Genomic DNA, 23014 nt, shown 5'->3' with positions numbered 1-23014 from the left:
CTCAGGGCGGAAGGAGAAAGCCCTGATGTCCGAAGAACTGACGCCGCTCGAAAGGGCGGTGGTCGCCTTGTCGCGCAAGGATCCGGTCTCGAGCCTGCGGCCGAACAGTCGCAAGCGCGGCTGGATCCTCGGACTTCCGACCGCTCCGCTGCCGCTCGCCAATCCGCGGCTCGAGGCGCTGCGCCGCTATGCGATCCTCCGCCGGGTGCACGGCGCTGCACGGATCGGAGCCGAGCGTGAGCGGCTCCAGGAAACGGGCTTCAGCCGCCAGAAAATCGAAGAAGTCGATGAGCTGGTTGACCCATCCCGGAAGGAGCGACGCGCGCGATCCAGGGCCGAGGGAAATCTCTTCATCTTCGATGGAAGCTGTTTCCCGGCGGTCCGCTGGAACTGAACTGACAGAAACAACCAACGTGGTGAGACTATTCATGAACTTTACAAAGACGATGTCCTGCGGTGCAGCGGTGATCATGGCTGTTCCGCCGTTCCTGTGGTCCGGTGCAGCGTTGGCTCAGACCGAGATTCCGGCAGAGGCGGAGGCCGCGGTCCCGGTACAGCTTGAGAGGTCCGGGTCCGAGGAAGGCGGAGATCATTTCTCGATTGGGGTCGGGGCGGCCTACATGCCGGTCTATCAGGGGGCGGAGAAATATCGGTTCCAGCCCTTGCCGGCGATCGACATTCAGGTCGGACGCTTCTTCGTCAATTTTCAGGACGGGATCGGCGCCAATCTCTTCGACAGCGAGAGCGTGACAGTAGGCGTGGGCCTGACTCCCGCGGACGGATATCGCAAGAAGGATGCGCCGCCGGGGATCGGCAAGCTTTCGATGGGACTGGGTGGGCGCGGCTTCGTGAAACTTCGCCAGTTCGGCTTGGAGGCGACGCTCGGCGGCACCAAGATCCTCACCGGCAGCACCAAGGGCGTCCTCGTCGATGCGAGCCTGTCCTACCCCGTGATGATCAGCGAGAAGCTGACGCTCAATCCGTCGATCGGGACGACCTATGGCGATCGAAAGCACAATAATCGCTATTTTGGAGTAACTTCTCAGCAATCGGTCGCATCAGGTCTTCCGCAATTTCGCGCTGGAAGCGGCTTCATCGATGCGAAGGCGGACCTCGCCCTCCGTTATCGTCTGACCGATCGGATCGGTGTGGGTGTCGTGGGCGGCGTCACGACCCTGTTGGGCGACGTCAAGGACAGCCCGATCGTCAAGCGGAAGACGCAGCCCTACGGCATCGCGTTCGTCAGCTACAACTTCTGAAGCGGCCGTTCGGGGCGCTCCCGTTTCCCCCCTTGCGGGGGCGCCCCTCCTGTTCTGCTGGCGCATTCCCAAGAGCGGCGCGTCCACTTCCAACGTACCGACGTGCGGAGTTCCTTTCTGGTGGTTAGACGGTTTTCGGGTTTCATGCTGGTGCCTTTCGCATTGATCGGCGGATGCACGCTGCAACCCGCATATCAGCGCCCGACCCTCGATCTGCCGGGCGCCTGGAGCAATGCTCCTGCCGAAGCGCCGCAGCCGGCTACGGTCGAACGTGAGGGCTGGTGGGCTCTGCTCGGCGATCCGGCCGTCGACCAGCTCGTGGCGGCCGGCCTGCACGATAATCCGACGCTCGCGGAGGCGGCGGCGCGTGTCGATCAGGCGCGGGCGGTGGCGAGCGTGGAGAATGCGCGCCGGAAGCCGAGCCTGGGCGTCACGGCAAACCTGTCGGGCGCGCGGGACCGCGCCGGCTCGGGCAGCGCGACCGTGGCGCAGGCATCCGGAGACGTCGGTGCCAATCTGGCGTGGGAGCTTGATCTCTGGGGTCGACTCCGCGAGACCGCGACCGTCGCGCGGCATCGCCTGACCGCGCGTACCGCGGATGCCGAGGCTGCGCGTCTGTCGATCGTCGCGGAGATTGCTGACACGACGCTCGCGCTTCGCGCATGCACGCTTATCCATGCGATCCGCGAGCGCGACATCGGCTCGCGCGAGGTGGAAGTGAAGATCATCCGGGCGCGGCTGGAATTCGGCTATGTCGCGCCGGTGGCGGTCGCCACCGCGCAGAGCAATCTGGCCTCCGCGCGGACCGAGAGGATCGCGCAGGAAGAGATTTGCCGGCGTCTCGTCGACGCGCTGGTCGCGCTCTCGGGTCTGGATGCCGCGACGATCTTGTGGCTTCTGCCCGGAGACACGCGGGCGCAGGACGCTATGCAGATGCCGGCGCCGCCACCCTTCGCACCCGCGTTGCCCGCCACCATCCTCCTCGGGCACCCCGGAGTCGTCGCTGCCGAGCGCGAAGTTGCGGCCCGTTGGTCGGAGATTGCAGTGGCTCGCGCCGAGCGGCTTCCGCGGATCGACCTCACCGCACTGCTCACCGGGCAGTGGCTTCGGGCGCTCGGATCGAGCGATTCCTATGCCAGCGGTTCGATTGGCGCCGGTGTCACGGCTCCGCTCTTCGACGGCGGTGCCGGCGCCGCGAACGTGCGGCTTGCCGAAGCGGCGTACCGCGAGGCGGTGGCGCAACTCGTTTTCGCGCTCCGAACCGCCATCCGGGACATCGAAGATGCCCTGGCCGCACAGCAATCGGCTATCGCGCGCATCGAGACCGCAGGCGAGGCGCTTGCGGCCGCGCGGTTCACGCTCTCGGCCAGCGAAGCCCGCTGGCGCGCAGGTTCGATCGCACAACTGGAGCTCGAGGAGGCGCGCCGCCAATCCAGGCGGGCGCAGGAGAGCGCCGTCGTTGCCGCGGCCGACCGGGCGCGAGCGTGGGTCGCGCTCGTGCGTCGGACCGGAACCCCCTGGCAGGACGCCGGCCGCGTGCCGGCTGATATTGTCGACTCTGGAAACGGGAAGGGTCGTCAATGAGCGACAAGATGGTTGTGATCGAACGGGGGACCGCTGGTTCGCGATCGATTGCCGGGCGCGTGATAGTGATCGCCGTCCTTCTGGCAGCGCTCGGCCTTGGAGGGTATCTGCTGTGGCCACAGGCCTCGCCGCCGGCCGCGGCCGCGCCACGACCCAAGCTGACCGTCACCGTCGTCACGCCGAAGCGCGTGACCTTGCCGCGACGTCTCACCGCATCGGGCGTCGTCGCGCCTTGGCAGGAAGCGAGCATCGGAACCCAGATCGGCAGTTACCAGCTGATCGACGTGCGCGTGAATGTCGGCGACGAGGTCAGGCGCGGCGAAGTGCTCGCCCGGCTCAATCCCGCTTTGTTGCGCGCCGAGGAGGCGCAGCTGCTGGCGCGCCACGAGCAGGCGGTAGCGAATGACCGGCGCGCCAGGGGGCTGCAGGCAAACGGTGCCATCAGCGACCAGGAAGTGCTCCAGTTCGCGACCGAGGCGAAGACCGCCGCGGCGCTCCTCGCTGCCAAGCGCCTCGAGCTGCGCTACACCTTCGTCCTTGCCCCGGACGACGGCGTGATCACCGCGCGCACCGCTACTCTGGGCGCGGTGGTACCGTCCGGGCAGGAACTGTTCCGCATGATCCGCAAGAACCGGCTCGAGTGGCGCGGCGAACTGACCGCCGCGCAGCTCAATGCCGTCGCCAGGGGGCAGCGGATCGCGCTCGTGCTTCCTGACGGGAGCAGGGCGAGCGCGGTGGTCCGCCAGACCGCGCCGGCGCTGGATGCCGGCTCGCGGCTCGCCATCGTCTATGCCGATCTCGTGCCGGGCAGTCGGGCGCGGGCGGGGATGTACGTGACCGGCGAGATCGCTTTCGGGACGTCGCCGGCGCTCGCGGTGCCGGCCGAATGCATCGTGATCCGCGACGGACGCAGCTATGTCCTGCAAGTCGCCGGGACGGTCGCAGCCCCGCAGGTCGTGCTACGGGGCGTGACGACCGGCAGACGCGATGGCGAGACGGTAGAGATCCTGCGCGGCCTGCGCGGCGAGGAGCGGCTCGTCCTCAGGGGGGCGGGGTTCCTCGGCGACGGAGATGTCGTTCGCATTGCCGGCGCGCGTGAGGCCCGGCCATGAATTTCGCGGCCTGGTCGATCCGCAACCCGATCCCGTCCATCCTGCTGTTCGTGTTGCTGGCCATTGCGGGCGTTCGCGGGTTCAGCATGCTGGCGGTGCAGGACCTGCCCGACATGTCGCTGCCGTCGATCTCGGTCGTCGCGGCGCTTCCGGGCGCCACGCCGGCCCAGCTCGAGACCGAGATCGCACGCAAGGCCGAGGACGCGCTAGCCGCGCTGGACGGGCTGCGGCACGTCACCACCTCGATCACCGACGGCAATGTGCGGATCGAGGCGGCGTTCGATCTGGATAAGCCGCTGTCGGACGCGCTGATCCAGACCAAGGACGCGATGGACGGCATCCGGTCGGATCTGCCGGCCGACATGCTCCAGCCCACCGTCAGCGCCGTCACCTTCGCCGCGGCGCCGGTGGTCGTCTATGCGGTCGCATCCTCCCGCCTGGACGAGGCGGAACTCTCCTGGTTCGTCGACGACAGCCTGACCAAGGCGGTCCGCGCGATCCCCGGGGTTGGGCGCGTCGAACGGCTGGGCGGCGTCCAGCGCGAGGTGCGGGTGACAGTCGATCCAGCGCGTCTGATCGCGATGGGTGTGACGGCGGGCGATGTTTCGCGTGCGCTGCGGGCAGTGCAGCAGCAATCATCGGGAGGCCGTACGCAATTGGCTGGCGCCGAACAGGCGATCCGGACGGTCGCGATTGTCGGGCAGGCATCCGAACTGGCGGCACTGCCGATCGCCTTGCCCGACGGACGCCGTCTGCGCCTCGATCAGGTCGCGACCATCGATGACCGCCCCGGCGAACGCACCCAGGCGGCGTCGCTCAATGGAAAGTCCGTCATCGGCTTGCGGGTCTATCGCGCGCGCGGGGCAGGGGAGACCGAGGTGGCGAAAGGCGTCACTGCGGCTCTCGACAAGCTGAAGAGCCGCATTCCGGGTCTGACCCTGACGCCGGTCGGCGGATCGGTCGACTATACGATCGAGCAATATGAAGGCTCGATGGCGATGCTCTATGAGGGCGCGTTTCTGGCGATCCTCGTCGTCTGGTTGTTCTTGCGCGATTGGCGGGCGACGCTGATCGCCGCCACCGCATTGCCGCTTTCGATCCTTCCGACCTTCGCCGCGATGCAATGGCTAGGCTATTCGCTCAACACGCTGACGCTGCTTGCCCTCGCGGCGGTCGTCGGGATCCTCGTCGACGATGCGATCGTCGAAGTGGAGAATATCGAGCGGCATCGGCGGATGGGCAAACCGGTCATGGAGGCTACCGAGGAAGCGGTTGCCGAGATCGCCAAGGCAGTGATCGCGACGACGATGACGCTCGTCGCGGTGTTCCTGCCGACTGCGATGATGTCCGGCTTCGCCGGGCTCATCTTCAAGCCCTTCGGGTGGACGGCGGTGATCGCGGTGCTCGCGTCGCTGCTGGTCGCTCGCCTGCTGACGCCTATGATGGCCGCTTATCTTCTGAAAGGAGACGCGGCGCCCGAGCCCGAGAGCCAGCGCTTTATGCGCCCGTATCTCGCGGCGGTGCGCTGGTGCCTCGACCATCGGAAATCCACCATCGGGGCGACGCTCGCTTTCCTTGCTGCGTCGATCGCGCTGCTGCCGTTGATCCCGACGGGATTCCTGCCCCCGGACGACCGCAGTACCACCGAGCTGTCGATCGAGCTCCCGCCGGGCGCCGCGCTTGGCACGACCGTCGCGGTGGCCGAGGAAGTGGGCAGGGCGCTCGGGGACGTGCCGGGCATCAAGGGCATCTTCACGACAATTGGGCAGGCGGGAAGCGACGGAGATGACGCCAGTGGGATCCGTCTCGCATCCTCGACGCTGCTGCTGGCGCCGCGCGGATCGCGGCCCTCAAAGTCTGCGATCGAAGCGATGGTTCGCGACCGGCTGGCCAAGATACCCGGCGCGCGCTTCACCGTCGGCGACGGTACCGCCAGGCTCGAGCTGATCCTCGCCGGCAGCGATTCGCGTGCCCTGGCGGCGACCGCACAGCGGCTCGAACGCGAATTGCGAGAGGTTGGCAGCCTGTCGAATATCGCCTCGACCGCCAGCCTCGACCGGCCTGAGATCGTGATCCGGCCGGATCTCCAGCGCGCGGCCGAGCGCGGCGTCACCACCGACGCGATCGGCGAGGTTGTCCGGATCGCGACGAGTGGCGATTTCGACGCGCAGGTGGCGCGGCTCAACCTCGACAACCGGCAATTGTTCATCCGCACCCGGATCGCCGACGAAGCGCGGCGGGACCTGGAGACGCTCGGCAATTTGCGCGTGGCCGGGCGCGACGGGCCGGTGCCGCTTGCAAGCATCGCCGTCATCGCGATCGAGAGCGGCCCGTCGCAGATCGATCGCTATGATCGTGAACGCTACATCACGGTGACCGCGGATTTGAACGGGATGGCCCAAGGCGATGCGCTGGCGAGAATCAACACGCTTTCGGCGATCACTTCCATGCCGTCGGGCATTTCGCTCGACACCGCCGGGGGCGCGGAGATCGGCGAGGAGATAGCAGTCGGCTTCCTCACCGCCCTGATCGCGGGGGTCCTGTGCATCTTTTGCGTGCTGGTGCTGCTGTTCAAGGACTTTCTACAACCGATCACCATATTGTCGGCGATCCCGCTTTCGGCAGGCGGCGCGTTCGTGGCGCTGTTGCTGGCCGGCAGCGCTCTCGACCTGCCAGCGATGATCGGACTGGTCATGCTGATGGGGATCGTCACCAAGAATTCGATCCTGCTGGTCGAATATGCGATCCTCGGGATTGCCGAGCGGGGCTTGTCGCGTGCCGATGCGCTGCTGGAGGCCTGTCGCATGCGCGCCCGTCCGATCATCATGACGACGGTAGCGATGATCGCCGGAATGGCCCCCATCGCCTTGGGCTTCGGCGCCGATGCGAGCTTTCGTCAACCCATGGCGATCGCGGTGATCGGGGGACTGCTCACATCGACCTTCCTCAGCCTGCTCGTGGTGCCGGTGGTGTTCACTTTCGTAGACGGGTTCGAGCACCAGGTACGGCGGACTGTCGCCCGCCTCCGCATCCGTCGAGCCGAGCCATCGCGACTGCGGGATCATTATCCGTCCTGAGTGAGGATTTCCCTGCCTCCGGTGTCTTAGGGTGGAAAGGAGATAGCCCCCTTGGCTGCGAAACATCGGGCATATCTCGGCTGGGCGTTGCTATGGCTCGCCGGCCTGCTCACCCTCATCAAGATCGCTGTTTCGGTTGCGCAGGAGTTGCGCTCCGCGCAGCTTGGCGTGATGGCCGCGGGATTGACGTTGCTCCTGGCTCTCGCACTGCGGGCTTCGCTCACTTCGCGGCGGCGGTGAGCCTGCGTCCAGCGTGCCTTGAAGATCCACGCTGATCGGGCTGGCCGAAAGCTTGGTGGTAACCGCTACATCTTGATTCGCTCGGGACAAGTTGTGGGGTCAGATGGACAACTTATAACCGCACTATCAATTAACGCTGCGCCAGCGCTGCGTCGCTGGCGAGCTTGTCGGCGCGTTCGTTGTCTGGATGGCCGGCATGGCCCTTGACCCACACCCATTCGACACGGTGCGGTTTCGATGCGGCGAGAAGCTCCTGCCACAGCTCGGCGTTCTTGACCGGCTTCTTGTCCGCCGTCCGCCAGCCGTTCTTCAGCCAGCCATGGATCCACTTGGTGAGGCCGTCCATGACATAGCGGCTGTCGGTCGAGAGCGTGACCCGGCACGGCCGCTTGAGCGCGTTGAGGCCCTGAATCGCCGCCATCAATTCCATGCGGTTGTTGGTGGTGTGGGGTTCCCCGCCCGACAATTCCTTCTCGACACCGCCCATGCGTAGCAAGACGCCCCAGCCGCCGCGCCCGGGATTGCCTTTGCACGCGCCGTCGGTGGCGATTTCTACATGCTGGAGTTCGCTCATGCGAAGAGCGCGTCGCCGTTCGCGGCGTAGAAGTCCAGCCGGCGCAGATAGGCGAGCGGATCTTTCCGCGTCACCATCGCGTTCGCGGGCGTGTTGAGCCAGTCCCATGCCCGGCTCAGCAGGAAGCGCAGCGCAGCGCCTTCCGCGAGTATCGGCAAGGCGGCGCGCTCGTCGGAAGGAAGCACGTTGGCGCGCTGATACCCCTGCAGCAGCGCGTTGCCGATCGCGGCATCGTAATGATGGCCGGAAGCATCGAAAGCCCAGGCGCCGTGCGTCACCGCGAGATCGAAAGCGCGGACGTCGGTGCAGGCGAAGTAGAAGTCGATCAGCCCGGTGACCTCGTCGCCGAGCATCAGGACATTGTCGGGGAACAGATCGGCGTGGATCGCGCTGGGCGGCAGATGGCGGGGCCACTGCGCGATAATCCGCTCCAGCGCACGCGATACGCGATCGAACAGTCCGGGTGCGATCGTGTCTAGATCGCGACCACAACGGTCCAATTGGGCCTGCCAGGTGTCGACGCCCATCGAGTTGGGGCGATCCAGCAGGAAGTCCTCGAGCGCCCAATGCATCTGGCTGAGCGCCTCGCCGGCGGCGCGGGCTTGTGCCGGGGTTGGCGTCGTCACCGACACGCCCGGCAGGAACTTGATCAGGCAGGCCGGGCGCCCCTCGAGTTCATGTATCTCGTGACCGGCGCGATCCTTGATCGCCGGGGGCACCGGTAGCCCCTTTGCCGCGAGGTGATCGAGAAGGGCCATGAAATAGGGGAGATCGTCGGCGGCGACGCGCTTCTCGTAGAGCGTCAGGATGAAGCGGCCCCCGGTCGTGTCGACCAGATAGTTCGAATTCTCGACGCCTTCGGCGATGCCTTTGGCCGATACGAGCGCGCCCGCATCGAACTTCGCGAGGAAGTCTGAGAGCGCCTCGGCCGAAACCTGTGTGTAGACCGCCATGCCCGCCCCTGTCGTCATCCCCGCGAAAGCGGGGACCCATCTCCCGGATGCGCCGCGCGCGCAACTGCAGTTGTGCTTGGGGAGCCAATAGGAGAGGGACCCCGGCTTTCACCGGGGTGGCGAGAACAGGTCAGGCCGCCTCGAGACCGCGGGGCAATTTGAAAGCGATGTTCTCGGCGACCGTCTCGACTTCGCGTTCGGTTACGGCGAAGCGTGTGCCGATTCGCTCGACCACTTCGCGAACCAGCAGTTCGGGGGCCGATGCGCCTGCCGTCAGACCGACTTTGCGCACTCCGTCGAACCACGCGAAATCGATATCGTCGGCGCGCTGGATCAGCGTCGCGCAGGTGCCGTTGCGCACCGCAACCTCGACCAGCCGCATCGAATTGGACGATTTAGGCGAGCCGATCACCAATACCAGATCGACCTGGTCCGCGAGCACCTTGACTGCGCCTTGGCGATTCGAGGTGGCGTAGCAGATGTCGTCGGCGCCGGGCGCGAGGATCGTGGGGAAGCGCCGCTTGAGCACCGCGAGCACCGCGGCGGTATCGTCGACCGAGAGCGTCGTCTGCGTCAGAAAGGCCAGATTTTCGGGATCGGCGACAGCGGCCTGCTCGGCGTCTTCCACTGTCTCGACCAATGTCATCGCGCCTTCGGGAACCTGGCCGAAGGTGCCGATCACTTCGGGATGCCCGGCATGGCCGATGAACAATATGTGCCGACCCGCCGCGACCAGCCGCTCGGCCTGGCGATGAACCTTGGAGACCAGAGGGCAGGTGGCGTCGAGATAGGAGAGCCCGCGCTCGGCCGCCTTGGCCGGCACCGCCTTGGGAACGCCGTGTGCCGAGAACACCACCGGCACCCCGTCGGGCACCTGATCGAGTTCCTCGACGAAGATCGCGCCTTTTGCCTTGAGCGTATCGACGACATATTTGTTGTGGACGATCTCGTGCCGGACATAGACCGGCGCGCCGTATTTCTCGATCGCCAGCTCGACGATGCGGATCGCGCGGTCGACGCCCGCGCAGAAGCCGCGCGGGGCGGCGATGAGCAGTTCGAGCGGCGGTTTGGTGGTCGCGTCCATGGCAGAGCGGGCTCTACGCGATTGCTTGCACGCGCGAAAGGCGGTTCCTATGGTGCCGCCGTTTCCGGGCCGCGCGTGCGTGGCCCGTTGTTCCGTCTGAAAGGTGTACCGCCCGTGTCGCTCGCCAAGCTCGCCGTCCCCGCCCTGATCCTGCTGGTCGCCGGCGGCTGCTCCCGCACCGGCGATATCGCCGAGGGCGGCATCACCGCGGTACGTTCGGCATGCCCGCATGTCGGCGTGCCCGCCGGCACCGGTGACGTCACTCTGTTCAACCCGGCGAACAGCCGCGAGGCGAGCGCGATCGACGTGGTCGCGGTTCTCACCAACGTCCAGGCTACCTGTGACGAGGCGGGCCCCCAGATCCTGACCAACCTCACTTTCGACGTGCTCGCACGGCGCAACCAGCCCGGACCGGCCCGCGACGTGACCTTGCCCTATTTCATCACCGTCGTGCGCGGCGGCACAGCGGTGACCGCCAAGCGCCTCGGCCAGGTTACCGTGCGCTTCGCCGAGGGCCAGATCCGCGCGCAGGCGACCGGGCAGGCGACCTCCAGTATCGATCGTGCCGCGGCGACGTTGCCCGAGGAAGTGCGCAAGCGGCTGACCGAGAAGCGCAAGGCTGGCGATCAGGCGGCGGCGATGGATCCGCTCGCCGATCCGGCGATCCGTTCGGCGGTGCTCGCCTCGACTTTCGAGGCGCTGGTCGGCTTCCAGCTGACCGAGGACCAGCTGAAGTACAACGTCACGCGCTGATCGCGATTGACTCGCTTCGGCGGCGCGGCCAAGGCTGCGTGCGTCGATGGCGGGCAACCGGCATAGGCACGCGCGGGAGAGTGGCGGTCCTTGAAGGGCTGCCCGCCGAAGGAGCAACCGCCCCGGAATCTCTCAGGCATCAGGGACCGCGCGCGCTGTGACACTCTGGAAAGCGCCGCTCGAGAAGCGGCCACCGAAGGGGTAAGCGGGTCCGCCCGTGAAAGCTCTCAGGTTCCGTGACAGAGGGGGCGAGGGACTTGGCGCGCACGAGCTGCGTTCGGACTCTCGTTCTATCCTATGTGCGGAGTGCCCAGATGAGCCGAGACGTCCACAATGGTCCCACCGACGAGTTCGCCCAGGCGCGCGGCACGGCATATAGCCATGACGCCGATGCCGGCGAGGAATCGATCGAAATTCAGCAACTTCCGCTCGACAGCTGGCACCGCGCGCGCGGTGGCCGGATGGTGCCGTTCGCAGGCTATGAGATGCCCGTCCAATATGAAGGCATCATGGCCGAGCATCTGTGGACGCGTGCGCATGCCGGGCTGTTCGACGTCAGCCATATGGGGCAGCTGCTGTTCTCCGGGCCCGATGTCGATGCCGAACTCGAAACCCTGCTCCCGGGCGATATCAAGGGTCTGGGCGACGGGCGCATGCGCTACTCGCTGCTGCTCGCCGAGAATGGCGGGATCCATGACGACCTGATGGTGACGCGGCTCGGGCAAGATAATGCCTTCGAGATCGAGCGCGGCGCCTTTTACATGGTCGTCAACGGCGCGACCAAATGGGACGATCTCGGGGTGCTGCGCGAGCATCTGCCGGATGAAATCTCGATCAACCATCTCGATGAGCAGGCGCTGCTGGCGCTGCAGGGTCCCGAGGCGGTAACCGCGCTCGAGCGCGTCGTGCCGGGCGTGGCGAGCCTGGTGTTCATGACGGCCGCGGCGTTCGAGTGGAACGGCAACCCGCTCTGGGTGAGCCGCTCGGGCTATACCGGCGAGGACGGGTTCGAGATCTCGCTGCCGGGCGATGCGGCCGAAGCATTCGCCGAGGCGCTGTGCGCGCAGCCCGAGGTCAGGCCGATCGGGCTGGGCGCGCGCGATTCGCTGCGGCTCGAGGCGGGGCTGCCGCTGTACGGGCATGATCTCGATCTGGAGACGACGCCGCTGGCCGCCGATCTCGGCTTCGCGCTGTCGAAGCGTCGCCGCGAAGAAGGCGGCTTCCCCGGCCATGCGCGGATCATGCAGGAGCGTGAGGGCGGCGGGATCGTCAAGCGCGTCGGGCTGATCGTCGAGGGGCGCCAGCCGGTGCGCGAAGGCGCGGCGGTGGTCGATGCCGACGGCACCGAAGTCGGCAAGGTGACGAGTGGCGGGTTTGCGCCTTCGGTCGAGAAGCCGATTGCCATGGCCTATGTGCCGGTCGCCCTCGCCGCGCCCGGCACCCGCATCACGCTCGCCCAGCGCGGCAAAGTTCATCACGCGGAGGTCGTCCAGATGCCCTTCGTCCCCCATCGCTATGTCAGAAAGGGAAGCTGACCATGAGCCGTTATTTTACCGAAGATCATGAATGGCTCGACGTCGATGGCGACGTCGCGACCGTCGGCATCACGGATTATGCGCAGAGCCAGCTCGGCGACATCGTGTTCGTCGAGACTCCCGAAGAGGGCAAGACCGTGAGCAAGGGCGACGACGCGGCTGTGGTCGAGAGCGTCAAGGCTGCCTCGGACGTCTATGCGCCGGTCGCCGGCACGGTGATCGAAGGCAATGCCGCGCTTGCCGACAACCCGGCGTTGGTCAACGAGGACCCCGAGGGCGAGGGCTGGTTCTTCAAGCTGACGCTCGCCGATGCGGGTGAACTCGACGGGCTGATGGACGAAGCCGCGTATGAGGATTTCGTCAGCAAGCTCTAAATCCCCCTCCCGCTTGCGGAAGGGGTTAGGGGAGGGCGTGGCCGTGAGCGGCCGGTTCTCCGATATTTTCAGCCCCTCCCCCGACCCCTCCCGCAAGCGGAAGGGGAGAAGGAAGAACAATGCGCTATCTGCCCCTTACCCCGTCCGACCGGACAGCGATGCTCGCCACGATCGGCGCCAAATCGATCGACGACCTGTTCATCGACGTGCCCGAAGTCGCGCGGCTCGACGGGCCGGTCCACGGCCTGCCCAATCACGCCAGCGAACTCGCGGTCGAGCGACATATGTCGGCGCTGGCCAGGAAGAACCTCGCCGCCGGCGACGTTCCCTTCTTCCTCGGCTGCGGCGCGTACAGGCATCATGTGCCGGCCTCGGTCGATCACCTGATCCAGCGCGGCGAGTTCCTCACTGCCTATACGCCGTACCAGCCCGAAATCGCCCAAGGCACGCTGCAGGTGATGTTCGAGTTCCAGACCCAGGTCGCGCGGCTGCTCGGCTGCGATGTGGCGAATGCGTCGATGTACGATGGCTCGACGGCGTGCTGGGAAGCGATCACGATGGCGCGGCGCGTGACGAAGCGCGGCAAGGCGATCCTGTCGGGGGGGCTGCACCCGCATTATGTCTCGGTAGCCAACACCATGGCGAAGTTCACTGGCGACGTGCTGGTCACCTCGCTCCCGACCTTCAGCCCCGAGCCCGACACGCTCGACCTGATCAACGCGATCGACGACGAAACATCGTGCGTCGTGGTCCAATATCCCGACATCCTCGGCCGCATCGAGGATATGAGCGCGCTCGCCGAAGCATGCCACGCGAAGAAGGCGCTGCTGATCGCGGTGGTGACCGAGCCCGTCGCGCTGGGGGCGATCAAATCGCCGGGCGAGATGGGCGCGGACATCGTCGTGGGCGAGGGCCAGTCGCTCGGCGTCGGGCTGCAGTTCGGCGGTCCCTATGTCGGGCTGTTCGCCTGCTCGGAGAAACTGGTGCGGCAGATGCCGGGTCGGCTCTGTGGTGAAACGGTGGATGCAGAGGGAAAGCGTGGCTTCGTGCTGACGCTGTCGACCCGCGAGCAGCATATCCGCCGCGAAAAGGCGACGTCGAACATCTGCACTTCCTCGGTGCTCTGCGCACTGGCGATGTCGGCGCATATGACTCTGCTGGGCGAAGCGGGTCTGCGCCGTCTCGCCGAGCTCAACCATGTCGCGGCGAGCGCAGCGGCCGACCGGCTGGCGGAGGTCGACGGCGTCGAACTGGTCACCGACCGCTTCTTCAACGAATTCACGCTGAAGCTCTCGAAGGAAGCGCGCCCGGTCGTTCGCGCTCTCGCGGACAAGGGCATTCTGGCCGGCGTGTCGCTCGGCCGGCTCTATCCGGATGCGACGGAGCTGCAGAACGGGCTCGTCGTCGCGGTCACCGAAACCACCACCGAGGAGGACGTCGAGACGCTTGCCTCCGCGCTCGAGGAGGCGCTGGCATGACGATCAACCAGAGCGGCTGGCGCCCCACGACCCCGCAGGCGGGCGAAGCTTCGGGGGCGACCTTTACCGGCAACCGCGCGCTGATGCTCGAGGAGCCGTTGATCTTCGAGATCGGTTCGACCGAGACCACCGGCGTTGATTTCGCCGAGGCGCCTTCGGGCAAATCTCGTCTGGGCGGGCTCGAGCGGTCGAAGACGATCGGGCTTCCCGGACTGTCCGAACCTGAGGCGGTGCGGCATTACACCCGGCTCAGCCGTCAGAATTACGCGATCGACCTCGGACTGTTCCCGCTCGGCTCGTGCACGATGAAACATAATCCGCGGCTCAACGAGCGGATGGCGCGGCTTCCCGGCTTCGCCGATCTCCACCCGCTGACTCCGGTCGATGCCTGCCAAGGCGCGTTCGAAGTGATCCATCAGCTCGCGCATTGGCTGGTGACGCTGACCGGCATGCATTCGGTGGCGATGAGCCCCAAGGCTGGCGCGCATGGCGAATTGTGCGGCGTGCTGGCGATCCGCGCGGCGCTCGACGCGAAGGGCGAGCAGGGCCGGAAGGTGTTGCTGGTGCCGGAGAGCGCGCACGGTACCAACCCGGCGACCGCGGCTTTTGCGGGCTTCTCGGTCGAGGACATCCCCGCGACCGAGGCCGGCCGGGTCAACCTCGAGGCGCTCAAGGCGCGACTCGGGCCTGACGTTGCCGGCGTGATGATCACCAACCCCAACACGTGCGGGCTGTTCGAGCCCGACATGCGGGCGATCTCGGACGCGGTGCATGCGGCGGGCGGCTATGTCTATTGCGACGGCGCCAACTTCAACGCGATCGTCGGCCGCGTGCGCCCGGGCGATCTCGGCATCGACGCGATGCACATCAATCTTCACAAGACCTTCTCGACTCCGCACGGCGGCGGTGGACCGGGTTCCGGGCCAGTGGTGTTCTCCGAGGCGCTGACGCCGTACGCGCCGCTCCCCTTCGTCGAGAAGCAGGGCGATCAGTTCGTGCTGGTTGAGGAAGAGACCGCGGGCGAGCATCACGCGTCGAGCTTTGGCCGGATGGTCGCTTTCCACGGCCAGATGGGCATGTTCACGCGGGCGCTGACCTATATCCTCAGCCACGGCGCCGACGGGCTGCGCCAGGTCGCCGAGGATTCGGTGCTCAATGCGAATTATATCCTGCGTTCGATGGAGGATGTGCTCGACGCGCCATTCGCCAAATCGGGTCCGTGCATGCACGAAGCGATCTTCAGCGACAGGGGCCTGCCCGAGGGTTTCTCGACGATCGACGTGGCCAAGGGGCTGATCGACGAGGGTTTCCACCCGATGACGGTCTATTTTCCATTGGTCGTCCACGGGGCGATGCTGGTCGAGCCGACCGAGACCGAAAGCAAAGCTACGCTCGATCAATTCATCCACGCCTTCCGTTTTGTGGCCGAAAAGGCTAAGGGCGGCGATCTCGCGATCAAGACCGCGCCGCATTACGCACCGCGGCGGCGACTCGACGAGACGCTCGCCGCGCGCAAGCCGGTGCTGGTCTACAAGGAGCCCGAACGGGCGCAGGCGGCGGAAGTGCCGCTCAGGAGCTAGAATACCGAATGACGTACAACGATACTTTCAGTGACCGCGCCGGACGCTCGGCCGATGCCAAGAAGGCGCTGCTCGAAAAGCTCAAGGCCGCTCCCAAGCTGAGCGAGGCCGAGCTGGCCGAGCGCAAGGCGGCACGCCTCGCCCGCGAGCAGGCCGTCGAAGACGAACGCGCGGCGAAGCTGGCAGCAATCGAGGCCGAGAAGGCCGCGATCGAGCAGGCCAAGGTGGACGCCGAGGCAGCGCGCCTGGACGCGAAGCGCCAGGCCGAGGAGCAGGCTGCGGCCAAGGCGGCCGAGAAGGCTGCCGCCGCCGAAGCCGCCAAGGTGAAGCTTGCCGCATCGTTCATGCTTCCCGCCAAGGGCAGCGAGAGCCGCTACCCCGCGCGCAAGGGCAAGAAGTAATCGTTTCGGCGGTGCGCCGGAGATGAGCGCCCGCCGCCACGCTCCGGCCACTGTGCGCAATCGCGAGTCGATCGCCGCGGTGCTCGAGGTGGAGCTGCCGGCAAGCGGACTGGTGCTCGAGATCGCGAGTGGCAGCGGCGAGCATTGTGCTTTCTTGGCCGAGCGATTCGCCGCATTGCAGTGGCAGCCGAGTGACCCTGAAGACGCCGCGCGTGCTTCGATCGCCGACTGGTGCGCTGGCCTGCCCAATGTCCTGCCGCCGCTTGCGCTCGACGCGGCGGCGGAGACCTGGCCGATCGTGGCCGCGGATGCGATCCTTTGCGTCAACATGGTCCATATCAGTCCGTGGGAAGCCACTTTGGGGCTGATTGCAGGGGCGGGGCGGCTGCTGGCGCCGGGTGCGCCGCTGATCCTCTATGGACCCTATCGCCAGCGCGATGTGCCGACGGCGGAATCCAACGAGGCGTTCGACGTGTCGCTCCAGGCGCGCGACTCGCGCTGGGGCTTGCGGCATGTCGAGGAAGTTTCGGCCGCCGCCGCTGCACACGGGCTCGCGCTTCAGTGCATAGTGCCGATGCCCGCCAACAATCTCAGCCTGGTGTTCCGCCGAGCCTGAATATGGCAACTTGCGGTCCCTTTCCTTTGAGGGAGGTGTGAGCCTTTATCAGCATTCAACCGAGTGACTCCCCTCCCTTGCAGGGAGGGGAGGAATCAGGGTGTATCGCCTTCTGTCCCGTTCCCGGCTCCGCCAATTGCGCAACGCTTGCAATGTAGGATTTCGCCTGCTTGGCTGGCGCCGTCGGCTTGTCACCGGGCGCTCTTTCAATTGTTTGGAACAGGATCAGCGCGCGCGACAACGTGCGCAAGAATATTGCGAGATGAATCGCATTTCCGCAAAGTGAGTCAACTCAAGGCCGTCAAACCCCGATTTTGGCTATTTGTATCGGTGCGATCCGGACGTAGACTCTGCAAGCAGGGACGGGAGCGGCAGTCTACGAAGCCGCGGCGTCGCTGACGCTTTCGGTGTTGCGGACGTGGAGCACGCGCTCGCGCCAGACGATGTAGAGCCCGCTGGCGATGATGATCGGCGCCCCGAGCCACGTCCACGGCGTCGGCCAGGCGCTGAAGATCAGCCAGCCGTAGAAGGTTCCCCAGAGCAGGCTCGAATAGTCCATCGGGATGACGGTGGAGACCGGCGCGAAGCGGACCGAAGCGGTGAGCGCGAGCTGCGCCACACCGCCGACGAGGCCGATCGCGACGAGGTTCGACCAGGTCACCCAGTCGTGCGACTGGAGCTGGAAGGCGTAAACGATGCCGAGCGGCGGAAGCGACAGCACCGAGAACCAGAAGACCGTGGTGCCGGCGCTTTCGGTCTTGCCGATCTGGCGCAGCGTGATCGCGACGATCGCGACGAACAGCGCCGCGATCAGCCCGACCACCGCTCCGAACAGCGGGAACTGGCCGCTGCCCGGCTGGGCGACAACGAGCACCCCTGCGAAACCGATCACCACCGCGCCCCAGCGATGCCAACCGGTCTTCTCGCGCAGCACCAGCGCGCCCAGCAGAGTCGCGAAGATCGGGACGGTGAACTGGAGGGTGGTCGCCTCGGCAAGCGGCAGCAGCAGCACCGCGCCGAAAGTGAAGACCATGCCGGTGAGCCCGATCGCGGTCCGCGTCACGTGCGCGCCGAAGCGTTTCGTGCGGATCGAGCCGAGGCCGGGACCCATCATGATCCATGCCGCGACGATCGGCACTGCCCAGAGCTGGCGGTGGAACATCGTTTCGACCAGAGTCGCGCCGCGCGTCTCGGCGAGCTTGATCAGCGCCGACATCGTGGAAAGACACAGAATCGCGATAAGACGCAATCCCAAGCCCTTGAAGACGCTGTCGGTTCGGGAGGTCGTCACGCGGCCCGGTTAAGCGGCGGTGCTGCGCCGCACAAGCCCGTATAGATGCTACCCAGCGAGCGATTCCCCCGCTAATCGGCTGATATGATCAAGCACGCCCTCAACGTCACCCGCGAAGCCGATTTCGCCGCCTGGTACCAAGCCGTCATCTCCGAGGCCGATCTGGCCGAAGAGAGCGGCGTACGCGGATGCATGGTCATCCGGCCATGGGGATACGGCATCTGGGAGCGGATCCAGCGGCTGCTCGACGATCGCATCAAGGCGACCGGCCATGAGAATTGCTATTTCCCCTTGTTCATCCCGCTCTCGTATTTCGAGAAGGAGGCCGAGCATGTCGACGGCTTCGCCAAGGAGATGGCGGTCGTCACCCACCACCGGCTGATCCAGAAGGACGGCAGGCTCGTCCCGGATCCGGAGGCGAAGCTGGAAGAGCCGCTGGTCGTGCGGCCGACTTCGGAGACAGTGATCGGCGCTGCCTTTTCGCGCTGGATCCAGTCGTGGCGCGATTTGCCGGTGCTGATCAATCAATGGGCGAACGTGGTGCGCTGGGAGATGCGCACGCGGATGTTCCTGCGGACCAGCGAGTTCCTGTGGCAGGAGGGACATACCGCGCACGCCAGCGAGGCCGAGGCGCGCGAAGAGACGCTCAAGATGCTCGAAGTCTATCGGTCGTTTGCCGAGGATTGCCTCGCAATGCCGGTGGTCGCGGGCGAAAAGCCCGAGAATGAGCGCTTCCCGGGCGCCGTCTCGACCTACAGCATCGAAGCGATGATGCAGGACGGCAAGGCGCTGCAGGCGGGCACCAGCCACTTCCTCGGCACCACATTCTCGACTGCGCAGAACATCAAGTTTCAGAACGCCGAGGGCGAACTCGAGCTGGCGCAGACGACGAGCTGGGGCGTCTCGACTCGTATGATCGGCGGCGTGATCATGGTGCACGGCGACGACGACGGCCTGCGCGTGCCGCCGCGGATCGCGCCGTGGCAGATCGTGATCGTGCCGATGCTGCGCGACCAGCCCGAGGACCAGGCGATCGTCGATTATTGCAAGACGCTGCAGCAGGAACTGGCGGCGCTGAGCGCGTTCGGCGAGCCGGTGCGCGCGCTGCTCGATTTGCGTCCCGCCAAGGCGGCCACCAAGCGCTGGGGCTGGGTGAAGAAGGGCGCACCGATCGTGATCGAGGTCGGCGGACGCGATGTCGCGGGCGGCAACGTCTCGGTCATCCGGCGCGACCGACTGTATCGCGAGGACGGCAAGCTCGACAGCGCAGTGGTGCCGCGGGGTCAGCTCGTCGACGAGGCGACGCAGATGCTGGAGAGCATCCAGCAGGGGCTGCACACGCAGGCGCGCGAGCGAATGGATGCCAACATCCGTCGCGACATCACCGACTTCGCCACGCTTGAAAAGGCGTTCGACGGCGCGAAGCCGGGCTGGGTCGAAGTCAGCTGGTCGAAGCCGGGCGGTGCCGAACTCGACAAAGTGGTCGAGCGGCTCAAGGCGCTGAAGCTGACCTTCCGCAATGTGCCCAACGATGTCGTGGCTGATGGCGGAACCTGCATCTTCACCGGCGCGCCTGCGGTCGAGCGCATCGTGGTCGCGCGGGCCTATTGAGGCCGTGGCGGTCCGGTCGCTCTTCGCGTCGCTGCTCTATCAGGCGGCATTGGGCAACGACGCGCTGATCGAGGAACTCGAGGCCTCGTGCCTCCAGCTCGCCCATGACGATCGGGCGGGGCGCGGCTGGGCGAAGGAGCATGGCTATCAGGGCTATACCTCCTATGCCTCGCTCAACGATCTGCCGATCCGTGATCCGGCGTTCGCGGATCTCAAGCGGCTGCTCGACCGGCACGTAGCCACGTTCGCCGACGCGTGCGGTTTCGATCTGGGTGGAAAGAAGCTCAAGCTCGACAGCATTTGGGCAAATGTCCTGAACGGCGGCGGTGGGCATAGCTGGCATATTCATCCGCACAGCGTGATCTCGGGGACGGTCTATATCACGCTGCCGCCGGGGTCGCGCGGGCTGCGGCTCGAGGATCCGCGGCTGGCGATGATGATGGCCGCTCCGCCGCGGCAGCCCGATGTGGCCGAGGCGCTGCGCAGCTTTATCGAGATTGTGCCCGAGCCGGGCACCGTGCTGCTTTGGGAAAGCTGGATGCGCCACGAGGTCGCGGCGGGATCGGGCAGGGGCAAGCGGATCAGCGTGAGCTTCAATTATCGCTGGTAGCGGGGAGGGGACATGATCGATCGACGGACGGCGCTGGCCGGCGCGCTGATGCTGCCGCTGGCGGCGCGGGCCGAGGAGCGATGGGACGCGATCGTCGATCCGCGTACCGGGACGCTCGGAAAGGCGCTCGATCAGGCTGCCGCGGCGGGGGGACGGCCCTTCCGTATTCTCGTGCGTGAAGGCGTGATGATCGAGAAGTTGACGATCACTGTTCCGAACGTGACGATTGTCGGGAGTGGACGGGGCACGGTCCTCAGTTTCGGCACCTATGCCGGACTCAAGCACCCGGACGGCAACAATTGGGGGACCGGGCGGACGGGGACGCTGACCGTCGCCGCGCCTGGGACGACCGTGCGCAACCTCACCATCCGCAACAGCTTCGACTATATCGGCGCGAAGCGCGACAGCACCGGCAACGGCGCGCAGGCAGTAGCGCTGGTAATCGGACGCGAGGCAGACCGAACTCTGGTCGAGCATTGCTGGCTCGAAGGCTATCAGGACACGCTCTACGTGCAGGGCCGCTCACGGATCGCCGATTGCCGGATCGTCGGAGGAGTCGACTTCATCTTCGGCGGCGCAGCGGTATGGTTCGAGCGCTGCGAGATCGTCACGCGCTATGTGCCGAATGTACCCGAGTTCGGGTATCTGACCGCGCCGAGCACGCCGGCGGTGCAGGAATTCGGTCTCGTCTTCTCGCGCTGCCGGCTGATGCGCGAGCCCGGCGTGCCCGCCCGCTCGACCTGGCTCGGGCGGCCGTGGCGGGCGGGCGGCAACATGGCGCTGACCGGGCAATCGGTGTTCCTGAACTGCTGGATGGACGCGCACATCAAGCGCGAGGGCTGGACGTGGATGGGCTATAAGGGTCCGGAAGGTGACCAGCGCCGACTGACCCCGCAGGAAGCGCGGCTGTTCGAAAGTGCCAGCCGCGGGCCGGGAGCGGGGCCAGCCTCCGCTACCCGGCGGACGTTGAACGCGGCCGATGCGGCGCGGTTCACCCGCGCGAGCGTACTCGGCGACTGGAACGGGCTCGGCGGCTGAGCTTCAGCAGATCACCAGGGTGAGCGAACGCATCAGGCTGCGTTCGATCGGCGCATCGAAGCGGCAGCCGATATTGTCGCCGTCGTTCCACACCACCGTCGCGGCGATCGGCAGGCCGCCCTGCAGACGCAACCACAGACGCTCGCCTTCGGGATGTTCGCTCGCGCAGGCGAGGCGGCAGCCATAGACCGAGAGATCGCCGAGAGTGGCTTCGACCGCGGCATTCCCCTGCTTGCGGACGGTGGCGCGGCTGACGAGGATGCGGTGGCGCGGCGCGCTGCGCTGCTCGACGAGCGCAGGGCTTACCGTCCGATACTGCGAAAGCCTCGTTGCCATATTCGTCCTGCCCCCGGCGGAAACGCTAGGGAGCAGTTATCAACAAGTGGTTAAGCGAATGTTGCAGTCCACCACCGGGTAAATGCGTCGCGCTCGACGCTCGTCAGGTGCAGTCCCAGCTTCGAGCGGCGGAAGAGCGCGTCATCGGCAGAGCGCGCCCATTCGCGGTCGTGCATCCAGCGGGCCTCGATCTCGGTCAGGCCGGCGCCGAACGACTGCCCCATCGCCGCCTCGTCGCGGGCATCGCCGAGCAACTCGCCGATCAACGTCCCATAAGCATGCGCCATTCGCCGGGCGCGATCCGCGCCGAGGAAGGGCCAGCGGCTCCGAACATGTTCGAGATGCAAGTCGAACCCGGCGATCATCCCACCGGGAAAGGCACGGGCTCGGGTGCGGCAGCGCGGTGCGATGCCGAGGAGGGGGCCGATCTTTTCCATCGCCTCTTCGGCAAGCGCGCGGGCGGTGGTGATCTTGCCGCCGAAGATCGAAAGCAGCGGCGCGGCCTCTGCGTCGAGTTCGAGCACGTAATCGCGCGTCACTGCCTGCGCCCGGGCGGCGCCGTCGTCATGGAGCGGGCGGACGCCGGACCAGTTCCACGCAATATCGTCGGGCGAGACCTGCCGCGTGAAATAGCGATTCACCGCGTCGCAGAGATACTGGATCTCCTCTTGCGAACAGATCGCATCTTCAGGCTGCTCGACGGGCACGTCGGTGGTACCGATCTCGGTGAAGCCGCCCTCATAGGGGATGGCGAAAACGATCCGCCGGTCAGGCTGCTGGAGGATATAGGCGTGGTCGCCTTCGAACAGCCGCGGTACGACGATGTGACTGCCTTTGACCAGGCGAACCTGCGAATGACTCGTAACAGACAGGCTATTGAGTAGCGTTCGCACCCAAGGGCCGGCAGCGTTGACGAGGCCACGAGCCTCGACGGTGCGCCCGTCGGCGAGCGTCGCCCGCCAATGGTCGCCCTCGCGGCTTGCCGAGAGGAGCTCGGTTCGGGTGGCGATCTCGGCCTCGTGCGCGGCGGCGTCCAGTGCATTGGCGAGCGTGAGCCGGGCGTCGTCCACCCATGCGTCCGAATAGACGAAGCCGCGATGCTCGCCCGCCAGGGGACCGGTGAAGGGGGTGTCGGTGGAGTGAAGGCTACGCGAGCGGGGCAGCGAAGATTGGCCGGCGAGCAGATCGTAGAGCCAGAGCCCGGCACGCACCATCCACCAGGGACGGACCGAATGCGCATGGGGCAGCACGAAGAGCATCGGGCGAATCAAGTGCGGCGCGGCGGCGAGCAGGCGCTCGCGCTCGTGGAGGGCCTCGCGAACCAGGCGGAATTCGTACCTCTCGAGATAGCGCAGGCCGCCATGGATCAGCTTGGTCGAAGCCGAGCTGGTGTGGCTGGCGAGGTCGTCTTTCTCGACCAGCAATATCTTCAGCCCCGCCAGCGATGCTTCGCGGGCGATCGCGCAGCCGTTGATCCCGCCGCCGACGATGAGAAGGTCGTAGCGCAT

At 66.4% G+C, this 23014-nt stretch carries 22 protein-coding genes and 1 riboswitch; of the genes, 16 read left to right on the top strand and 6 right to left on the bottom strand.

The window, feature by feature from the left end; all coding sequences use genetic code 11:
- Positions 1 to 25: 25 nt before the first annotated feature.
- The 6 genes from CVN68_RS23145 to CVN68_RS09605 all read left to right on the top strand — a co-directional run bounded on the left by CVN68_RS23145 (position 26) and on the right by CVN68_RS09605 (position 7272).
- A complete protein-coding gene (locus tag CVN68_RS23145; protein WP_158298813.1) occupies positions 26 to 394 on the top strand; it encodes a hypothetical protein in 369 nt (122 codons plus the stop codon).
- Complete coding sequence (locus CVN68_RS09625) at positions 360 to 1259, top strand: MipA/OmpV family protein (RefSeq protein WP_158298812.1); 900 nt, start codon at positions 360 to 362, stop codon at positions 1257 to 1259. Before CVN68_RS23145 ends, CVN68_RS09625 begins: the two co-directional genes overlap by 35 nt.
- A gap of 144 nt (positions 1260 to 1403) precedes the next feature.
- Positions 1404 to 2843 carry an efflux transporter outer membrane subunit gene (locus CVN68_RS09620; RefSeq protein ID WP_100282011.1) on the top strand — a complete coding sequence of 480 codons (1440 nt, stop codon included), beginning with the start codon at positions 1404 to 1406 and terminating at the stop codon, positions 2841 to 2843.
- A 65-nt stretch (positions 2844 to 2908) separates the two neighbouring features.
- Positions 2909 to 3955, top strand: coding sequence for an efflux RND transporter periplasmic adaptor subunit (locus CVN68_RS09615; protein WP_233503662.1), 1047 nt, complete (start codon positions 2909 to 2911; stop codon positions 3953 to 3955).
- Positions 3952 to 7032: an efflux RND transporter permease subunit gene (locus CVN68_RS09610; protein WP_100282010.1), complete on the top strand. Its 3081-nt coding sequence runs from the start codon at positions 3952 to 3954 to the stop codon at positions 7030 to 7032. Before CVN68_RS09615 ends, CVN68_RS09610 begins: the two co-directional genes overlap by 4 nt.
- Before the next feature lie 51 nt (positions 7033 to 7083).
- Positions 7084 to 7272 carry a hypothetical protein gene (locus CVN68_RS09605; RefSeq protein WP_100282009.1) on the top strand — a complete coding sequence of 63 codons (189 nt, stop codon included), beginning with the start codon at positions 7084 to 7086 and terminating at the stop codon, positions 7270 to 7272.
- Positions 7273 to 7402: 130 nt separating this feature from the next.
- On the opposite strand, the gene rnhA is transcribed toward CVN68_RS09605, so the two are convergent.
- From rnhA to ispH, 3 genes are all read right to left on the bottom strand, one after another.
- Positions 7403 to 7846, bottom strand: coding sequence for a ribonuclease HI (gene rnhA / locus CVN68_RS09600; protein WP_100282008.1), 444 nt, complete (start codon positions 7844 to 7846; stop codon positions 7403 to 7405).
- On the bottom strand, positions 7843 to 8799 hold the full coding sequence (gene thrB / locus CVN68_RS09595; RefSeq protein WP_100282007.1) for a homoserine kinase: 957 nt from the start codon (positions 8797 to 8799) through the stop codon (positions 7843 to 7845). The genes rnhA and thrB overlap by 4 nt, the downstream gene beginning before the upstream one ends.
- A 130-nt stretch (positions 8800 to 8929) precedes the next feature.
- A complete protein-coding gene (ispH, locus tag CVN68_RS09590) occupies positions 8930 to 9883 on the bottom strand; it encodes a 4-hydroxy-3-methylbut-2-enyl diphosphate reductase (RefSeq protein WP_100282006.1) in 954 nt (317 codons plus the stop codon).
- A 114-nt stretch (positions 9884 to 9997) separates the two neighbouring features.
- Here ispH and CVN68_RS09585 point away from each other — a divergent pair, with 114 nt between their 5' ends.
- The 7 genes from CVN68_RS09585 to CVN68_RS09555 all read left to right on the top strand — a co-directional run bounded on the left by CVN68_RS09585 (position 9998) and on the right by CVN68_RS09555 (position 16620).
- A complete protein-coding gene (locus CVN68_RS09585) occupies positions 9998 to 10636 on the top strand; it encodes a hypothetical protein (protein WP_199560250.1) in 639 nt (212 codons plus the stop codon).
- A gap of 63 nt (positions 10637 to 10699) precedes the next feature.
- Positions 10700 to 10795, top strand: a riboswitch (glycine riboswitch).
- 155 nt (positions 10796 to 10950) lie between these two features.
- Positions 10951 to 12171, top strand: a complete 1221-nt coding sequence (gene gcvT / locus CVN68_RS09580) for a glycine cleavage system aminomethyltransferase GcvT (RefSeq protein WP_100282005.1) — start codon at positions 10951 to 10953, stop codon at positions 12169 to 12171.
- 2 nt (positions 12172 to 12173) lie between these two features.
- Entirely contained in the window at positions 12174 to 12545 is a 372-nt protein-coding gene (gcvH, locus tag CVN68_RS09575) for a glycine cleavage system protein GcvH (RefSeq protein ID WP_100282004.1), read from the top strand.
- A 119-nt stretch (positions 12546 to 12664) separates the two neighbouring features.
- Positions 12665 to 14023 carry an aminomethyl-transferring glycine dehydrogenase subunit GcvPA gene (gcvPA, locus tag CVN68_RS09570; RefSeq protein WP_100282003.1) on the top strand — a complete coding sequence of 453 codons (1359 nt, stop codon included), beginning with the start codon at positions 12665 to 12667 and terminating at the stop codon, positions 14021 to 14023.
- A complete protein-coding gene (gcvPB, locus tag CVN68_RS09565) occupies positions 14020 to 15603 on the top strand; it encodes an aminomethyl-transferring glycine dehydrogenase subunit GcvPB (RefSeq protein ID WP_100282002.1) in 1584 nt (527 codons plus the stop codon). The genes gcvPA and gcvPB overlap by 4 nt, the downstream gene beginning before the upstream one ends.
- A gap of 8 nt (positions 15604 to 15611) precedes the next feature.
- Positions 15612 to 16004: a DUF6481 family protein gene (locus CVN68_RS09560; RefSeq protein ID WP_100282001.1), complete on the top strand. Its 393-nt coding sequence runs from the start codon at positions 15612 to 15614 to the stop codon at positions 16002 to 16004.
- Between the two features lie 22 nt (positions 16005 to 16026).
- Entirely contained in the window at positions 16027 to 16620 is a 594-nt protein-coding gene (locus CVN68_RS09555) for a DUF938 domain-containing protein (protein ID WP_100282000.1), read from the top strand.
- Positions 16621 to 16996: 376 nt separating this feature from the next.
- On the opposite strand, the gene CVN68_RS09550 is transcribed toward CVN68_RS09555, so the two are convergent.
- Complete coding sequence (locus CVN68_RS09550) at positions 16997 to 17836, bottom strand: DMT family transporter (protein WP_407695540.1); 840 nt, start codon at positions 17834 to 17836, stop codon at positions 16997 to 16999.
- 159 nt (positions 17837 to 17995) lie between these two features.
- On the opposite strand from CVN68_RS09550, the gene proS reads away from it, so the two are divergent.
- From proS to CVN68_RS09535, 3 genes are read left to right on the top strand one after another with little or no spacing between them, the layout of a single operon-like run.
- Positions 17996 to 19522 (top strand): proline--tRNA ligase, encoded by a 1527-nt coding sequence (gene proS, locus CVN68_RS09545; RefSeq protein ID WP_100281998.1) that lies wholly within the window; start codon positions 17996 to 17998, stop codon positions 19520 to 19522.
- 4 nt (positions 19523 to 19526) lie between these two features.
- Positions 19527 to 20132, top strand: a complete 606-nt coding sequence (locus CVN68_RS09540; RefSeq protein ID WP_233503661.1) for a TIGR02466 family protein — start codon at positions 19527 to 19529, stop codon at positions 20130 to 20132.
- Between the two features lie 12 nt (positions 20133 to 20144).
- Positions 20145 to 21170, top strand: coding sequence for a pectinesterase family protein (locus tag CVN68_RS09535; RefSeq protein ID WP_100281997.1), 1026 nt, complete (start codon positions 20145 to 20147; stop codon positions 21168 to 21170).
- 3 nt (positions 21171 to 21173) lie between these two features.
- Here CVN68_RS09535 and CVN68_RS09530 read toward each other — a convergent pair whose 3' ends face one another.
- Positions 21174 to 21506 carry a PilZ domain-containing protein gene (locus CVN68_RS09530; protein ID WP_100281996.1) on the bottom strand — a complete coding sequence of 111 codons (333 nt, stop codon included), beginning with the start codon at positions 21504 to 21506 and terminating at the stop codon, positions 21174 to 21176.
- Between the two features lie 50 nt (positions 21507 to 21556).
- Positions 21557 to 23014 (bottom strand): glycerol-3-phosphate dehydrogenase, encoded by a 1458-nt coding sequence (gene glpD / locus CVN68_RS09525; protein ID WP_100281995.1) that lies wholly within the window; start codon positions 23012 to 23014, stop codon positions 21557 to 21559.

Origin of the sequence: Sphingomonas psychrotolerans (assembly GCF_002796605.1) — a bacterium.
Lineage (GTDB): Bacteria > Pseudomonadota > Alphaproteobacteria > Sphingomonadales > Sphingomonadaceae > Sphingomonas > Sphingomonas psychrotolerans.
The sequence above is the reverse complement of the archived record's forward strand: the minus strand, read 5'-3'. Positions and strand labels throughout refer to the sequence as shown.

What these genes read in the sequence shown, in the direction of transcription:
- CVN68_RS23145 (WP_158298813.1), top strand. Translation starts at nt 26, where the DNA reads ATGTCCGAAGAACTGACGCCGCTCGAAAGGGCGGTGGTCGCCTTGTCG.
- CVN68_RS09625 (WP_158298812.1), top strand. Translation starts at nt 360, where the DNA reads ATGGAAGCTGTTTCCCGGCGGTCCGCTGGAACTGAACTGACAGAAACA.
- CVN68_RS09620 (WP_100282011.1), top strand. Translation starts at nt 1,404, where the DNA reads ATGCTGGTGCCTTTCGCATTGATCGGCGGATGCACGCTGCAACCCGCA.
- CVN68_RS09610 (WP_100282010.1), top strand. Translation starts at nt 3,952, where the DNA reads ATGAATTTCGCGGCCTGGTCGATCCGCAACCCGATCCCGTCCATCCTG.
- rnhA (WP_100282008.1), bottom strand. Translation starts at nt 7,846, where the DNA reads ATGAGCGAACTCCAGCATGTAGAAATCGCCACCGACGGCGCGTGCAAA.
- thrB (WP_100282007.1), bottom strand. Translation starts at nt 8,799, where the DNA reads ATGGCGGTCTACACACAGGTTTCGGCCGAGGCGCTCTCAGACTTCCTC.
- ispH (WP_100282006.1), bottom strand. Translation starts at nt 9,883, where the DNA reads ATGGACGCGACCACCAAACCGCCGCTCGAACTGCTCATCGCCGCCCCG.
- gcvT (WP_100282005.1), top strand. Translation starts at nt 10,951, where the DNA reads ATGAGCCGAGACGTCCACAATGGTCCCACCGACGAGTTCGCCCAGGCG.
- gcvH (WP_100282004.1), top strand. Translation starts at nt 12,174, where the DNA reads ATGAGCCGTTATTTTACCGAAGATCATGAATGGCTCGACGTCGATGGC.
- gcvPA (WP_100282003.1), top strand. Translation starts at nt 12,665, where the DNA reads ATGCGCTATCTGCCCCTTACCCCGTCCGACCGGACAGCGATGCTCGCC.
- gcvPB (WP_100282002.1), top strand. Translation starts at nt 14,020, where the DNA reads ATGACGATCAACCAGAGCGGCTGGCGCCCCACGACCCCGCAGGCGGGC.
- CVN68_RS09560 (WP_100282001.1), top strand. Translation starts at nt 15,612, where the DNA reads ATGACGTACAACGATACTTTCAGTGACCGCGCCGGACGCTCGGCCGAT.
- CVN68_RS09555 (WP_100282000.1), top strand. Translation starts at nt 16,027, where the DNA reads ATGAGCGCCCGCCGCCACGCTCCGGCCACTGTGCGCAATCGCGAGTCG.
- CVN68_RS09550 (WP_407695540.1), bottom strand. Translation starts at nt 17,836, where the DNA reads ATGTCGGCGCTGATCAAGCTCGCCGAGACGCGCGGCGCGACTCTGGTC.
- proS (WP_100281998.1), top strand. Translation starts at nt 17,996, where the DNA reads ATGATCAAGCACGCCCTCAACGTCACCCGCGAAGCCGATTTCGCCGCC.
- CVN68_RS09535 (WP_100281997.1), top strand. Translation starts at nt 20,145, where the DNA reads ATGATCGATCGACGGACGGCGCTGGCCGGCGCGCTGATGCTGCCGCTG.
- CVN68_RS09530 (WP_100281996.1), bottom strand. Translation starts at nt 21,506, where the DNA reads ATGGCAACGAGGCTTTCGCAGTATCGGACGGTAAGCCCTGCGCTCGTC.
- glpD (WP_100281995.1), bottom strand. Translation starts at nt 23,014, where the DNA reads ATGCGCTACGACCTTCTCATCGTCGGCGGCGGGATCAACGGCTGCGCG.